This is a genomic window from Streptomyces sp. NPDC039465 (assembly GCF_055639315.1).
This window is the reverse complement of record NZ_JBVKAP010000001.1, coordinates 1,354,315-1,368,521: the sequence shown is the minus strand read 5'-3', so window position 1 is coordinate 1,368,521 and position 14,207 is coordinate 1,354,315. Positions and strand designations below refer to the sequence as shown.

Annotated in this window: 9 protein-coding genes; 5 read left to right on the top strand and 4 right to left on the bottom strand. The window is 70.1% G+C overall.

The genetic code is table 11. From position 1 onward, the window contains the following. Positions 1 to 16 precede the first annotated feature (16 nt). Positions 17 to 772 (top strand): response regulator, encoded by a 756-nt coding sequence (locus ACZ7LT_RS06110; protein WP_019886813.1) that lies wholly within the window; start codon positions 17 to 19, stop codon positions 770 to 772. Here the strand turns inward: ACZ7LT_RS06110 and ACZ7LT_RS06105 are convergent. Further along, positions 765 to 1,928 (bottom strand): winged helix-turn-helix domain-containing protein, encoded by a 1,164-nt coding sequence (locus ACZ7LT_RS06105; RefSeq protein ID WP_471234731.1) that lies wholly within the window; start codon positions 1,926 to 1,928, stop codon positions 765 to 767. The genes ACZ7LT_RS06110 and ACZ7LT_RS06105 overlap by 8 nt on opposite strands. A gap of 99 nt (positions 1,929 to 2,027) precedes the next feature. Next, positions 2,028 to 2,600, bottom strand: coding sequence for a GNAT family N-acetyltransferase (locus tag ACZ7LT_RS06100; RefSeq protein WP_471234730.1), 573 nt, complete (start codon positions 2,598 to 2,600; stop codon positions 2,028 to 2,030). Between the two features lie 249 nt (positions 2,601 to 2,849). Between ACZ7LT_RS06100 and secA the strand changes: the two genes are divergently transcribed. Beyond that, a complete protein-coding gene (gene secA, locus ACZ7LT_RS06095) occupies positions 2,850 to 5,669 on the top strand; it encodes a preprotein translocase subunit SecA (protein ID WP_471234729.1) in 2,820 nt (939 codons plus the stop codon). Between the two features lie 68 nt (positions 5,670 to 5,737). On the opposite strand, the gene ACZ7LT_RS06090 is transcribed toward secA, so the two are convergent. Then, the gene (locus tag ACZ7LT_RS06090; protein WP_471234803.1) at positions 5,738 to 6,109 is read right to left on the bottom strand and encodes an Rv3235 family protein; all 372 of its coding nucleotides are present in this window, start codon (positions 6,107 to 6,109) and stop codon (positions 5,738 to 5,740) included. 650 nt (positions 6,110 to 6,759) lie between these two features. Here ACZ7LT_RS06090 and ACZ7LT_RS06085 point away from each other — a divergent pair. Next, complete coding sequence (locus ACZ7LT_RS06085; RefSeq protein ID WP_471234728.1) at positions 6,760 to 7,266, top strand: DUF6912 family protein; 507 nt, start codon at positions 6,760 to 6,762, stop codon at positions 7,264 to 7,266. Positions 7,267 to 7,318: 52 nt separating this feature from the next. After that, the gene (locus ACZ7LT_RS06080; RefSeq protein WP_471234727.1) at positions 7,319 to 7,978 is read left to right on the top strand and encodes an HAD family hydrolase; all 660 of its coding nucleotides are present in this window, start codon (positions 7,319 to 7,321) and stop codon (positions 7,976 to 7,978) included. 159 nt (positions 7,979 to 8,137) lie between these two features. Here the strand turns inward: ACZ7LT_RS06080 and ACZ7LT_RS06075 are convergent, their stop codons facing one another. Next, on the bottom strand, positions 8,138 to 8,695 hold the full coding sequence (locus ACZ7LT_RS06075) for a DJ-1/PfpI family protein (protein ID WP_471234726.1): 558 nt from the start codon (positions 8,693 to 8,695) through the stop codon (positions 8,138 to 8,140). Positions 8,696 to 9,189: 494 nt separating this feature from the next. Between ACZ7LT_RS06075 and ACZ7LT_RS06070 the strand changes: the two genes are divergently transcribed. Next, a complete protein-coding gene (locus ACZ7LT_RS06070) occupies positions 9,190 to 14,136 on the top strand; it encodes an NAD-glutamate dehydrogenase (RefSeq protein ID WP_471234725.1) in 4,947 nt (1,648 codons plus the stop codon). Positions 14,137 to 14,207 lie beyond the last annotated feature (71 nt).

Sequence of the window (14,207 nt, the reverse complement as noted above, 5' to 3'; positions counted from 1 at the left end):
TTCAGGGGGAGGAACGATGGCGGACACCTTCGGACCCGTGCACGGCGGCCGGAAGCCCGATTGCGCGGCCACTCCCGACGGAAGGGATTCGGCCAATGAGCGGTCCCGTACGGAGCCGATCCGCGTGCTGGTGGTGGACGACCATGCCCTTTTCCGGCGAGGGCTGGAGATCGTCCTCGCCCAGGAAGAGGACATTCAGGTCGTAGGTGAGGCCGGTGACGGGGCGGAAGCGGTCGACAAGGCGGCCGATCTGCTGCCGGACATCGTCCTGATGGATGTACGGATGCCCAAACGCGGCGGCATCGAGGCCTGCACCTCCATCAAGGAGGTCGCCCCCAGCGCGAAGATCATCATGCTGACGATAAGCGACGAGGAGGCCGACCTCTACGACGCGATCAAGGCCGGCGCGACGGGCTACCTGCTCAAGGAGATCTCCACGGACGAGGTGTCCACCGCGATCCGGGCGGTGGCCGACGGCCAGTCGCAGATCAGCCCGTCCATGGCCTCCAAGCTGCTGACCGAGTTCAAGTCGATGATCCAGCGCACCGACGAGCGGCGGCTGGTCCCCGCCCCCCGGCTGACCGACCGGGAGCTGGAGGTGCTCAAGCTCGTCGCCACGGGCATGAACAACCGTGACATCGCCAAGGAGTTGTTCATCTCCGAGAACACCGTGAAGAACCATGTGCGCAACATCCTGGAGAAGCTGCAGCTGCACTCCAGGATGGAGGCGGTGGTCTACGCGATGCGGGAGAAGATCCTCGAGATCAGGTGAGCTCGGCGACCAGCTGGGCGGTGAGCTCGGGGCGGTCGACGTACTCGACCCGTACGGCGTCGCAGCCGACCCACTCGGCCGCCTCCCGCAGGGCCTGCGCCATGGGGCGCACGGCCTTCGGGGTGTCGAGAAAGACCCGCTTCGCGACCAGCGTGCTGCCCTCGCGCGCCGGGTCGACCCGGCCGAGCAGCCGCCCGCCCGACAGCAGCGGCATCGCGAAATAGCCGTGCACACGCTTGGCCTTGGGCACATAGGCCTCAAGGCGGTGCGTGAAGCCGAAGATCCGCTCCGTGCGGGCCCGCTCCCAGATCAGGGAGTCGAAGGGCGAGAGCAGCGTCGTACGGTGACGGCCGCGCGGCTCGGACGCCAGGGCCTCGGGGTCCGCCCAGGCGGGCTTCGGCCAGCCGGCGACCGCGACCGGCACAAGACCGGAATCGGCGACGACGGCGTCGAACTGCTCGCCCTTGAGGCGGTGGTAGTCGGCGATGTCCGCGCGCGTGCCCACGCCCAGTGCCTGACCGGCCAGCCGGACCAGCCGACGCAGACACTCGGTGTCGTCCAGGTCGTCATGGAGCAGGGTGTCCGGGATCGCCCGCTCCGCCAGGTCGTAGACCCGCTTCCAGCCGCGCCGCTCGGTGCACACCACCTCGCCGTACATCAGGGCACGCTCGACGGCGACCTTCGACTCCGACCAGTCCCACCACTCGCCCTTGTTCTTCGCGCCGCCCAGGTCCGTCGCGGTCAGCGGCCCCTCGGCGCGCAGCTGCTTGATCACCGCGTCGTAGGCCCCGTCGGGCAGGTCGTGGTACCACTGCGGGCGGTCGCGGTAGGCGCGGCGGCGGAAGGCGAAGTGCGGCCACTCCTCGACGGGCAGGATGCAGGCCGCGTGCGACCAGTACTCAAACGCGTGAGCATCGGTCCAGTACGCCCGCTCGACCGTGTCGCGGCCGACGGCGCCCAGGCGTGCGTAAGGGATCAGTTCGTGCGACCGGGCCAGCACGGAGATCGTGTCCAGCTGGACGGCGCCGAGGTGGCGCAGGACACCCCGGACGCCCCCTCGCCGGTCCGGCGCGCCCAGGAACCCCTGGGCGCGCAGCGCGATGCGGCGGGCTTCGTCGGCGGACAGTTCGGCGGCGGGCGGCGGCACAGGCGTCATGCTCCGCACCCTAGAGGGCGCCACTGACACTCCCCCGGGCTCCCTGCGGGCACCGGGAATCCCGGACCTGCGGAACCTGGGCCTCCGGAATCCCGGCCCTCAGGCACGAGGCGGCAGATATGGCACCGCGCCCGGGAGCCCGACGTCGGACGGGAGCAGCGAGCCGACCCAGCAGTCCCGGAGGGTGCCCTTGTTCAGCAGCCCCGCGCGCAGGACGCCCTCGACGGTGAAGCCGGCCTTCTCGGCCACCGCGCGCGAGCCGGTGTTGCCGACCTCGGCCTTCCACACCAGACGCGTGCAGGACAGCTGGGTGAAGGCCCAGTGAGCCATGGCCTGGACGGCCTCGGGCATGTAGCCGCGGCCGCGGTGCTCCTTGGCGGTCCAGTACCCGACCTCCCAGCTGCCCGAGCGGGGGTCGTGAAGGGCGGCGGCGGCGAGCGGCGGGCCACCCTCCAGGGGGCGCACGGCGAAGGTGTACGCGGTGTCGTCGCACCAGCCGTCCGGGACGAGGCGGCGCAGGAAGTCGTCCGCGTGCTGACGCTCGTACGGCGAGGGGACCGTCGTCCAGCGCTGGATGTCGGGGTCCTGACAGGCGGCGTGGACAGTGTCGGCGTCCTCCGGCACGAAGGTGCTCAGCCGCAGGCGGCGGGTGGTGAGAGTGATGGGCTCCATGGCGGGATTGTGATGAGCCGACGGTGGCGAGGCGAACACTTTTCGGTTCCGGCGGTCGGGGAGCGGCACCTTCCGAGCGTCCTGGGCGTTGTTCTCTCAGGGCGGCGGTCGGCGGCGAGAACGATGGACCTCCCTGTGTGGCGGGGTCCTCGCTTACGATGGCCGTTGCGGTGGGGCCCGCCCACCGACCCTGTCCGTGTCCATGACAAGACCCAGTGCCAGGCCCGACCGGCAAGGAGACCAGCCTCAGTGTCCGTCTTCAACAAGCTCATGCGTGCAGGCGAAGGCAAGATCCTGCGCAAACTGCACCGCATCGCGGACCAGGTCAACTCCATCGAAGAGGACTTCGTCAGCCTCTCCGACGCCGAGTTGCGGGCGCTCACCGAGGAGTACAAGCAGCGGTACGCCGACGGCGAGAGCCTCGACGACCTGATGCCCGAGGCCTTCGCCACCGTCCGCGAAGCGGCCAAGCGTGTTCTCGGTCAGCGCCACTACGACGTCCAGCTCATGGGCGGTGCCGCGCTGCACCTCGGCTACGTCGCCGAAATGAAGACCGGTGAGGGCAAGACCCTCGTCGGCACGCTCCCTGCGTACCTCAACGCGCTCTCCGGCAAGGGCGTGCACCTGATCACGGTGAACGACTACCTCGCCGAGCGTGACTCCGAGCTCATGGGCCGGGTGCACAAGTTCCTCGGCCTCACGGTCGGCTGCATCCTCGCCAACATGACGCCCGCGCAGCGCCGCGAGCAGTACAACTGCGACATCACGTACGGCACGAACAACGAGTTCGGCTTCGACTACCTGCGCGACAACATGGCGTGGTCCAAGGACGAGCTCGTCCAGCGCGGCCACAACTTCGCCTGTGTCGACGAGGTCGACTCCATCCTCGTCGACGAGGCCCGTACGCCGCTGATCATCTCCGGCCCGGCCGACCAGGCCACCAAGTGGTACGGCGACTTCGCCAAGCTGGTCACCCGCCTGACCAGGGGCGAGCCCGGAAACCAGCTCAAGGGCATCGAGGAGACCGGCGACTACGAGGTCGACGAGAAGAAGCGCACCGTCGCCATCCACGAGGCCGGCGTCGCCAAGGTCGAGGACTGGCTGGGCATCGACAACCTCTACGAGTCGGTGAACACCCCCCTCGTCGGGTACCTGAACAACGCGATCAAGGCCAAGGAACTCTTCAAGAAGGACAAGGACTACGTCGTCATCGACGGCGAAGTCATGATCGTCGACGAGCACACCGGCCGTATCCTCGCCGGCCGCCGCTACAACGAGGGCATGCACCAGGCGATCGAGGCGAAGGAAGGGGTGGACATCAAGGACGAGAACCAGACGCTCGCCACGATCACCCTGCAGAACTTCTTCCGCCTCTACGACAAGCTCTCCGGCATGACCGGTACGGCCATGACCGAGGCCGCCGAGTTCCACCAGATCTACAAGCTCGGTGTCGTCCCGATCCCGACGAACAGGCCGATGATCCGCAAGGACCAGTCGGACCTGATCTACCGGACCGAGGTCGCCAAGTTCGCCGCCGTCGTCGACGACATCGCGGAGAAGCACGAGAAGGGCCAGCCGATCCTCGTCGGTACGACGTCGGTCGAGAAGTCCGAGTACCTCTCCCAGCAGCTGTCCAAGCGCGGCATCCAGCACGAAGTGCTCAACGCCAAGCAGCACGACCGCGAGGCGACGATCGTCGCGCAGGCCGGCCGCAAGGGCGCCGTCACGGTCGCCACGAACATGGCCGGCCGTGGTACGGACATCAAGCTCGGCGGCAACCCGGACGACCTGGCCGAGGCGGAGCTGCGCCAGGCGGGCCTGGACCCGGTCGAGCACGTCGAGGAGTGGGCCGCGGCCCTGCCGGCCGCCCTGGAGCGTGCCGAGCTGGCCGTGAAGGCGGAGTTCGAGGAGGTCAAGGAGCTCGGCGGGCTCTACGTCCTCGGCACCGAGCGCCACGAGTCGCGCCGTATCGACAACCAGCTGCGCGGTCGTTCCGGCCGACAGGGCGACCCGGGCGAGTCCCGTTTCTACCTCTCTCTCGGCGACGACCTCATGCGGCTGTTCAAGGCGCAGATGGTCGAGCGCGTGATGGCCATGGCCAACGTGCCCGACGACGTCCCGATCGAGAACAAGATGGTCACGCGCGCGATCGCGTCGGCCCAGTCGCAGGTCGAGCAGCAGAACTTCGAGACGCGTAAGAACGTCCTGAAGTACGACGAGGTGCTCAACCGCCAGCGTGAGGTCATCTACGGCGAGCGCCGCCGCGTCCTGGAGGGCGAGGACCTGCACGAGCAGGTGCGCCACTTCATGGACGACACCATCGACGACTACATCCGCCAGGAGACCGCCGAGGGCTTCGCGGAGGAGTGGGACCTCGACCGGCTGTGGAACGCCTTCAAGCAGCTCTACCCGGTGAAGATCACCGTGGAGGAGCTGGAAGAGGCGGCCGGCGACCGGGTCGGGATCACCGCCGAGTTCATCGCCGAGTCCATCAAGAACGACATCCACGAGCAGTACGACGCCCGTGAGAAGCAGCTCGGCTCGGAGATCATGCGCGAGTTGGAGCGCCGTGTGGTCCTCTCCGTGCTCGACCGCAAGTGGCGTGAGCACCTCTACGAGATGGACTACCTCCAGGAGGGCATCGGCCTGCGCGCGATGGCCCAGAAGGACCCGCTGGTCGAGTACCAGCGCGAGGGCTTCGACATGTTCACCGCCATGATGGAAGGCATCAAGGAGGAGTCCGTCGGCTACCTGTTCAACCTGGAGGTCCAGGTCGAGCAGCAGGTCGAGGAGGTGCCGGTGCAGGACGCGGCCGAGCGCACCTCGCTGGACAAGCATGACGCCGTGCCGGCGGGCGCCGCCCGTCCGGAGATCCGGGCCAAGGGCCTGGACGCCCCGCAGCGGCCGGACCGGCTGCACTTCTCCGCGCCCAAGGTCGACGGTGACGGAAGCATCGTCGAGGGCGACTTCGACGCCGACGGCGGTGCCGCGTCCGGCGACGGGATGACCCGCGCCGAGCGCCGCAAGGCGCAGAAGAGCAGCGGCGGCGGCCGCCGCCGCAAGAAGTAGCGCGTAGCGCGACAGCGCGACAGGCGGTACGGGTGGGGCCGGGCACCGGAGGGTGCCCGGCCCCACCGTCATACCGGCGACCGGGCGCCGTCCAGTTCGACGGCCGCGCACCGCCAGCGCCGGTCGCTGCCCAGCTCCAGACGGAACGCCATCGCCCGCATCCGCTCGCCCGTCGCGATCGTGGCGTACGCCTCGACGATGCCCGGGCGCAGCGGGAACGCGCCGCAGCGATGGACCACCGGGCGCCTGCCGCGGCCCCTGAACGGGGCGCCGGGGGCGAGCAGCACCAACTGCTCGTACGCCTCGCCGACGGTCTGGCCCAGCATCCAGTGGATGGGGCGTTCCCCGCTCAGGACGGCCAGGAGGCGCTGAGCGAACAGAGCGTGCGGGGGGAGGGGTCGCGCAGGCGAGGGGGCCGGTGCGCCGCCCTGGCGGCCCACTGTGCGCTGTGCCGAGCGGGCATCGGGACGGGAGGCCGGACGGCTGCTCGGGCGGGGCGACAGGGGCCGTGTGGCCCCGCGACCCCGCTGGTCCCGGCGGGCGGCGGCCCGAGCCTCGGTCCGAGCCGCGAGGGTCTCGGCGGCGGCCGCAGGTCCGGGGACGGCTGCTGCGAGGGTCTCGGCGGAGGCCGCGGCCTGCCCGGGAACGGTTGCCGCGAGGGTCTCGGCGGCGGCCGCAGGTCCGGGGACGGCCGCCGCGACGGTCTCGGCCGAGGCCGCGAGCTGTCCGGGGACGGTTTCCCCGGCCGCTGCGGAGACGGCTGCCCTGGCCGCCCCCGCGACCGGGGCCGTGGTGTCGGTGATGTTCCTGTTCATGGAGGACCCCCGTTCGCCCCGCGCGGCGCCATACCGCGCGGTAACTTCTGTTGGTGATCTTCTACGGGGGCGTGCTCCGCGGTCGCAACGCGACGAGCGGGCCTCGCGAGGCCCCGGCACGGTTCACCTATCAGGGTGACGACGGGCCGTGCTGGCCGCGCGGAGCGCTGATGCAGCGGCCTTGAGGTGGACGGGAACGAAGGGTGATCACAGGACCCCGAAGGGGGACTCCACACGTATCCTGAGGGCGTTTCCGACTACGAAAGCGGCGAGCCATGCGCGTGTACGTCCCCCTCACCCTGCCCGGACTGGCCCAGGCGCACAGGGCGGGCGAGCTGGGCCCCGGCCCGCTGACCGCGTACGCCGTGACCCCCGCGCTGCGCGAGTGGTACGTCTCCGACGACATCGAGGAGCTCGAGTACGCCGCGCTCAACCGCGCCGCCGCCGCCTCGCTGCGGCTGATCGCGGGCGACCCGAAGGCCGCCCGGCGCCGGGTCGTCGTCGCCGTCGACGTACCGGACGGGGCCGCGACCGTCGACCCCGACCGCGGCCTCGACCCCTCCTCGCTCGGCGAGGTGCGCATCCCCGGCCCCGTACCGCTGGGCAAGGCGGCCGCCGTGCACGCGGACGCGAACGGCGCCGAGGCGGACGTGTCCGCAGCCGCGGACGCGCTGGGCGCGGCGGACCAGGGCGACGACGACGCCCAGTTCACCGTCGACGGGGCCGAGGACCACGAGCTGCTGTGGTTCGGCGTGCAGGAGATCCCGCAGCTCATCGGCTGAGAGGTCGCTCGACCGGGGGCGTTGTCGGAGGGTGCCGGTACCGTCTTCTGGCATGGGGAAGCACAGCAAGCATCTGGTCTGGGACTGGAACGGCACGCTGCTCGACGACATCGAGGCGGTCATCGGGGCGACCAACGCCGCCTTCATGGAGCTCGGCATGGAACCGATCACCCTCGCCCGCTACCGGGAGCTCTACACCGTGCCCGTGCCGCTCTTCTACAAGCGGCTGCTCGGGCGCCTGCCCACCGACGACGAGTGGCTCGTCATGGACGAGACGTTCCACCGGCACTACTGGTCGCGGGCCGACGCGTGCGGGCTCACCGAGGGGGCGGCCCTGCTGCTGGCGGAGCGGCAGGAGGCGGGGCGGACGCAGTCCCTGCTCTCCCTGGCCCCGCACGAGCGGCTCATACCGCTGGTGCGGAGCCACGGGATCGAGGAGCGGTTCGTCCGGGTCGACGGGCGGGTCGGTGAGTCCAACACGGGCAAGGCGGAGCACATGGTGCGCCATCTGCGGGAGCTCGTGGACGTGGTCCCGGAGCAGGTCGTCGTGATCGGCGACGCCGCGGACGACGCGGTGGCGGCGGCGCACGTGGGGGCGCGGGCTGTGCTGTACACCGGGGGGTCCCACAGCAGGGCGAGCCTGGAGTCGGTGGGGGTGCCGGTCGTGGACACGCTGGCGGAGGCCGTGGCGGTCGCGGACGAGCTGGTCTAGGGAGCGGTGCGGTGGCCGGCCGGCGGCTGGTCCAGGGGAGCGGTGCGGCCCTGCCGCGCGGGCGGTGCGGTGGTCGGCCGGCTGCGGCCCGGTGGGTGGTTGTGCCCACCCGTCCCGCCCCTGGCAGGACGTATGCCCACAACCACCTTGGCCGTTCTGTCAGGCCCCGGCCCGCAGGACCTTCAGGAACTCGCGCATCCAGGCCGGGTGGTCCGGCCAGGCGCGGGACGACACCAGTGTGCCGTCGACGACCGCTTCCACGTCTTGGAACGTCGCGCCCGCCGCCTCCATGTCCGGCTCCAGGGCGGGGTAGGACGTCACCCTGCGGCCCCGGAGGCTGTCGATCGAGGCTGTCAGCAGCGGCCCGTGGCAGATCTGCGCCACCGGGCGGTCCGAGTCGAAGAAGGACTTCACGATCTTGCGGAGCTCGGGGTCGTTGCGGAGGTACTCGGGCGCCCGGCCGCCCGGGATGACCAGGGCGATGTAGTCGCCGGGGTCCACCTCGGAGAAGGCCAGGTCGGCGGGCCAGGTGTAGCCCGGCTTCTCGGTGTACGTGTCGTACCCCGGCTCGAAGTCGTGCACGACGAAGCGCAGCGTCTTGCGGGAGGGAGCGGCGATGTGGACTTCGTACCCCTCCTCGCGCAGTCGCTGGTACGGGTACAGCACTTCCAGCGACTCGGCCGCATCGCCGGTGACGATCAGGATCTTGTCTGCCATGGCTGACGCTCCCCGGATGTGGACGGATAGGGACGGAGGGGGACGGAGATGGATCGTGGGCCTCGTGCCGAGGTCACCGTGCAGCCGGCGGTCCGGTTTGCCAAGTCGGCGGGGCGGTCATGGGCCGGATTCCGACGGCGGGGGCCGGCGGCACCGTACAGCCTGTGTCGCTGTCCAGAGTGTCAAACTTCTGGTCCTGCTTTTGTACACATAAGGCTCATGACGAGGCAGGGGTGGAGAGCGATAGCCTGGGGACGTGATCAGCGCGATACGCCGTGGGGGCAGCGAAGCCCCCGGCCTGCGCCCGGAGTGCCACCGTGCCCGGGCGGTCGTTGATCTTCCCTGTCCGGGTTCGCCGCCAAGATTGGCCTATAACGGCCCGGAGATCTCTCATCCCGGCATAACGTCGACCTCGACCGGAGACCCCGCGTCGTGGCGTTGTGTCATTTCTTTCCCCTACGTCACGCAACGGCGCGCGACAGGAGCCAGAGGACATGCAGACCAAGCTGGACGAAGCCAAGGCCGAGCTGCTCGCACGGGCCGCCCGGGTAGCTGAGAACAGCCCGGTCGGGGGGCAACTTCCGACGGGGTCAGACAACGGGGAGCGTCCCAGCCAGGACACCCTGCTCGACTACCTCCAGCGCTACTACCTGCACACCGCTCCCGAGGACCTCACGGACCGCGACCCTGTCGACGTCTTCGGCGCCGCGGTCTCGCACTACCGGCTGGCGGAGAACCGCCCGCAGGGCACCGCGAACGTCCGCGTGCACACGCCCACCGTCGAGGAGAACGGCTGGACCTGCAGCCACTCCGTCGTCGAGGTCGTCACCGACGACATGCCGTTCCTGGTCGACTCCGTCACCAACGAACTCTCCCGCCAGGGCCGTGGCATCCATGTCGTGATCCACCCCCAGTTCGTCGTCCGCCGCGACGTCACCGGCAAGCTCATCGAGGTCCTCACCACGGAGCCCCGCGGCGAGCTGCCCCACGACGCCCTCGTCGAGTCCTGGATCCACGTCGAGATCGACCGCGAGACCGACCGCGCCGACCTCAAGCAGATCACCACCGACCTGCTGCGCATCCTGTCCGACGTCCGCGAGACCGTCGAGGACTGGGAGAAGATGCGCGACGCCGCGCTGCGCATCGCCGAGTCGCTGCCGGACGAGCCGACCGCCTCCGACCTGCGCCCGACCGAGGTCGAGGAGGCCCGCGAGCTGCTCCAGTGGCTCTCCGCCGACCACTTCACCTTCCTTGGCTACCGCGAGTACGACCTCGTCAACGGAGACGCGCTGGCCGCCGTCCCCGGCACCGGCCTCGGCATCCTGCGCTCCGACCCGCACCACTCCGGCGACGACCACCACGCCCACCCCGTCTCGCCCTCCTTCAGCCGGCTCCCGGCCGACGCGCGCGCCAAGGCCCGCGAGCACAAGCTGCTCATCCTCACCAAGGCCAACAGCCGCTCCACCGTCCACCGCCCGTCGTACCTGGACTACGTCGGTGTGAAGAAGTTCGACGCCGACGGCAACGTGGTCGGCGAGCGGCGCTTCCTCGGCCTGTTCTCCTCGGCCGCGTACACCGAGTCCGTCCGCCGCGTCCCGGTCATCCGGCGCAAGGTCGCCGAGGTCCTCGAGGGCGCCGGCTTCTCGCCCAACAGCCACGACGGCCGCGACCTGCTCCAGATCCTGGAGACGTACCCGCGCGACGAGCTCTTCCAGACCCCCGTCGACGAGCTCCGCTCGATCGTCACCTCCGTGCTGTACCTCCAGGAGCGCCGCCGGCTGCGGCTGTACCTGCGCCAGGACGAGTACGGGCGCTACTACTCCGCGCTGGTCTACCTGCCGCGCGACCGCTACACCACCGGCGTGCGCCTGCGGATCATCGACATCCTCAAGGAGGAGCTCGGCGGCACCAGCGTCGACTTCACCGCCTGGAACACCGAGTCGATCCTGTCCCGGCTGCACTTCGTCGTCCGCGTCCCGCCGGGCACGGAGCTGACCGCGCTCACCGACGCCGACGTCGACCGCATCGAGACCCGGCTCGTCGAGGCCGCCCGCTCCTGGGCCGACGGCTTCGCCGAGGCCCTCAACGCCGAGCTGGGCGAGGAGCGCGCCGCGGAGCTGCTGCGCCGCTACGGCCACGCCTTCCCCGAGGGCTACAAGGCCGACCACTCGCCGCGCGCGGCCGTCGCCGACCTGGTCCACCTGGAGCAGCTCGACCGCACCAAGAAGGACTTCGCGCTCTCGCTCTACGAGCCCGTGGGCAGCGGCCCCGGCGAGCGCCGCTTCAAGATCTACCGGACCGGTGAGCAGGTCTCCCTCTCCGCCGTGCTGCCGGTCCTCAACCGGCTCGGCGTCGAGGTCGTCGACGAGCGCCCGTACGAGCTGCGCTGTGCCGACCGCACCCAGGCCTGGGTCTACGACTTCGGCCTGCGGATGCCCAGCACCAACGGCGACTACCTCGGCGACGACGCCCGGGAGCGGTTCCAGGAGGCCTTCGCCGCCACCTGGACCGGCCGCGCCGAGAACGACGGCTTCAACGCCCTGGTCCTGAGCGCCGGGCTGAACTGGCGCGAGGCGATGGTGCTGCGCGCCTACGCCAAGTACCTGCGCCAGGCCGGTTCGACCTTCAGCCAGGACTACATGGAGGACACCCTCCGCAACAACGTCCACACCACCCGGCTGCTCGTCTCGCTCTTCGAGGCGCGGATGTCGCCGGAGCGGCAGCGGGCCGGCACGGAGCTGATCGACGGCCTGTTGGAGGAGCTGGACGGCGCCCTGGACCAGGTCGCGAGCCTGGACGAGGACCGCATCCTGCGCTCCTTCCTCACCGTCATCAAGGCGACGCTGCGGACCAACTTCTTCCAGAAGACCGCCGACGGTGCCCCGCACGACTACGTGTCGATGAAGTTCGACCCGCAGGCCATCCCGGACCTGCCGGCGCCCCGCCCGGCCTTCGAGATCTGGGTGTACTCGCCCCGGGTCGAGGGTGTGCACCTGCGCTTCGGCAAGGTCGCGCGCGGCGGCCTGCGCTGGTCCGACCGGCGTGAGGACTTCCGTACGGAGATTCTCGGCCTGGTCAAGGCACAGATGGTGAAGAACACCGTCATCGTGCCCGTGGGCGCCAAGGGCGGCTTCGTCGCCAAGCAGCTCCCGGACCCGGCCGCCGACCGTGACGCCTGGCTCGCCGAGGGCATCGAGAGCTACAAGACATTCATCTCGGCGCTGCTCGACATCACCGACAACATGGTCGCGGGCGAGGTCGTCCCGCCGGCCGAGGTGGTCCGCCACGACGAGGACGACACGTATCTGGTCGTCGCCGCCGACAAGGGCACCGCGACCTTCTCGGACATCGCCAACAACGTCGCGATCGAGTACGACTTCTGGCTCGGCGACGCCTTCGCCTCCGGCGGCAGCGCCGGTTACGACCACAAGGGCATGGGCATCACCGCGCGCGGCGCCTGGGAGTCCGTCAAGCGCCACTTCCGGGAGCTGGGCCACGACACCCAGACCGAGGACTTCACGGTCGTCGGCGTCGGTGACATGTCCGGTGACGTGTTCGGCAACGGCATGCTGCTCTCCGAGCACATCAGGCTCGTCGCGGCCTTCGACCACCGCCACATCTTCATCGACCCGAACCCGGAGGCCGCCACCTCGTACGCCGAGCGGCGCCGCCTGTTCGACCTGCCCCGCTCCTCCTGGGCCGACTACAACCCGGAGCTGCTGTCCCAGGGCGGCGGCATCCACCCCCGTACGGCCAAGTCCATCCCGGTCAACGCGCAGATGCGGGCCGCCCTCGGCATCGAGTCGGGCATCACGAAGATGACCCCGGCCGAGCTGATGAAGGCCGTCCTGAAGGCGCCGGTGGACCTGCTGTGGAACGGCGGCATCGGTACGTACGTGAAGTCGTCCGCCGAGACCCACGCGGACGTCGGCGACAAGGCCAACGACGCCATCCGGGTCAACGGCGAGGACCTGCGGGTCCAGGTCGTCGGCGAGGGCGGAAACCTGGGTCTGACCCAGCTCGGCCGGATCGAGTTCGCCCGCGTCGGAGCGGGCGGCCACGGCGGCAGGATCAACACCGACGCGATCGACAACAGCGCCGGTGTGGACACCTCCGACCACGAGGTCAACATCAAGATCCTGCTCAACGGCCTGGTCTCCGACGGCGACATGACCGTCAAGCAGCGCAACAAGATCCTCGCGGAGATGACCGACGAGGTCGGTGCCCTGGTCCTGCGCAACAACTACGCGCAGAACGTGGCCTTGGCCAACGCCGTCACCCAGTCGCCGTCGCTGCTCCACGCCCACCAGCGCTTCATGCGCCGGCTGGGCCGCGACGGACACCTCGACCGGAGCCTGGAGTTCCTGCCCAACGACCGTCAGATCCGCGAGCTGCTCAACGCCGGCAAGGGCCTGTCCCAGCCGGAGCTCGCCGTCCTGCTCGCCTACACCAAGATCACGGTGGCGGAGGAGCTGATCCGGACCTCCCTGCCGGACGACCCGTACCTGCGCGAGCTGCTGCACGCGTACTTCCCGTCGCTGCTGCGCGACAAGTTCCCCGACGCGATCGACGGGCACGCCCTGCGCCGCGAGATCGTCACCACGATCCTGGTCAACGACACCGTCAACACCGGTGGCTCGACCTTCCTGCACCGGCTGCGGGAGGAGACCGGCGCGTCGATCGAGGAGATCGTCCGGGCGCAGACCGCGGCCCGCGCCATCTTCGGCCTGAACGCCGTCTGGGACGCCGTCGAGGCGCTCGACAACAAGGTCGCCGCCGATGTCCAGACCCGGATCCGGCTGCACTGCCGCCGGCTCGTCGAGCGCGGTACGCGCTGGCTGCTGGGCAACCGGCCGCAGCCGCTGGAGCTCGCCGAGACCGTGGAGTTCTTCGCGGACCGGGTGGAGCACGTCTGGTCGGAGCTCCCGCAGATGCTGCGCGGCGCGGACCTGGAGTGGTACCAGTCGATCGTGGACGAGCTGACCGAGGCGGGCGTCCCGGAGGAGCTGGCCCTGCGGGTCGCCGGGTTCTCCTCGGCCTTCCCGACGCTCGACATCGTCGCGATCGCGGACCGTACGGGCAAGGAGCCGATGGCGGTCGCCGAGGTCTACTACGACCTGGCCGACCGGCTGCGGATCACCCAGCTGATGGACCGGATCATCGAGCTGCCGCGTAACGACCGCTGGCAGTCGATGGCCCGTGCCTCCATCCGCGAGGACCTGTACGCCGCCCACGCGGCGCTCACCTCGGACGTGCTGTCGGCGGGCAACGGCGCCGCCTCGCCGGAGGAGCGGTTCAAGGCCTGGGAGCAGAAGAACGCGGCCATCCTGGGCCGGGCGCGCACGACGCTGGAGGAGATCCAGAGCTCGGACGCCTTCGACCTGGCGAACCTGTCGGTCGCGATGCGGACCATGCGTCAGCTGCTGCGTACGCACGCCTGAGGGGCCGTGTGAGGGTCGCGTGAGCCCTTCGGGGTTCACTCCTTCGTAATCAGGGCGTCCACCGGTTCCGG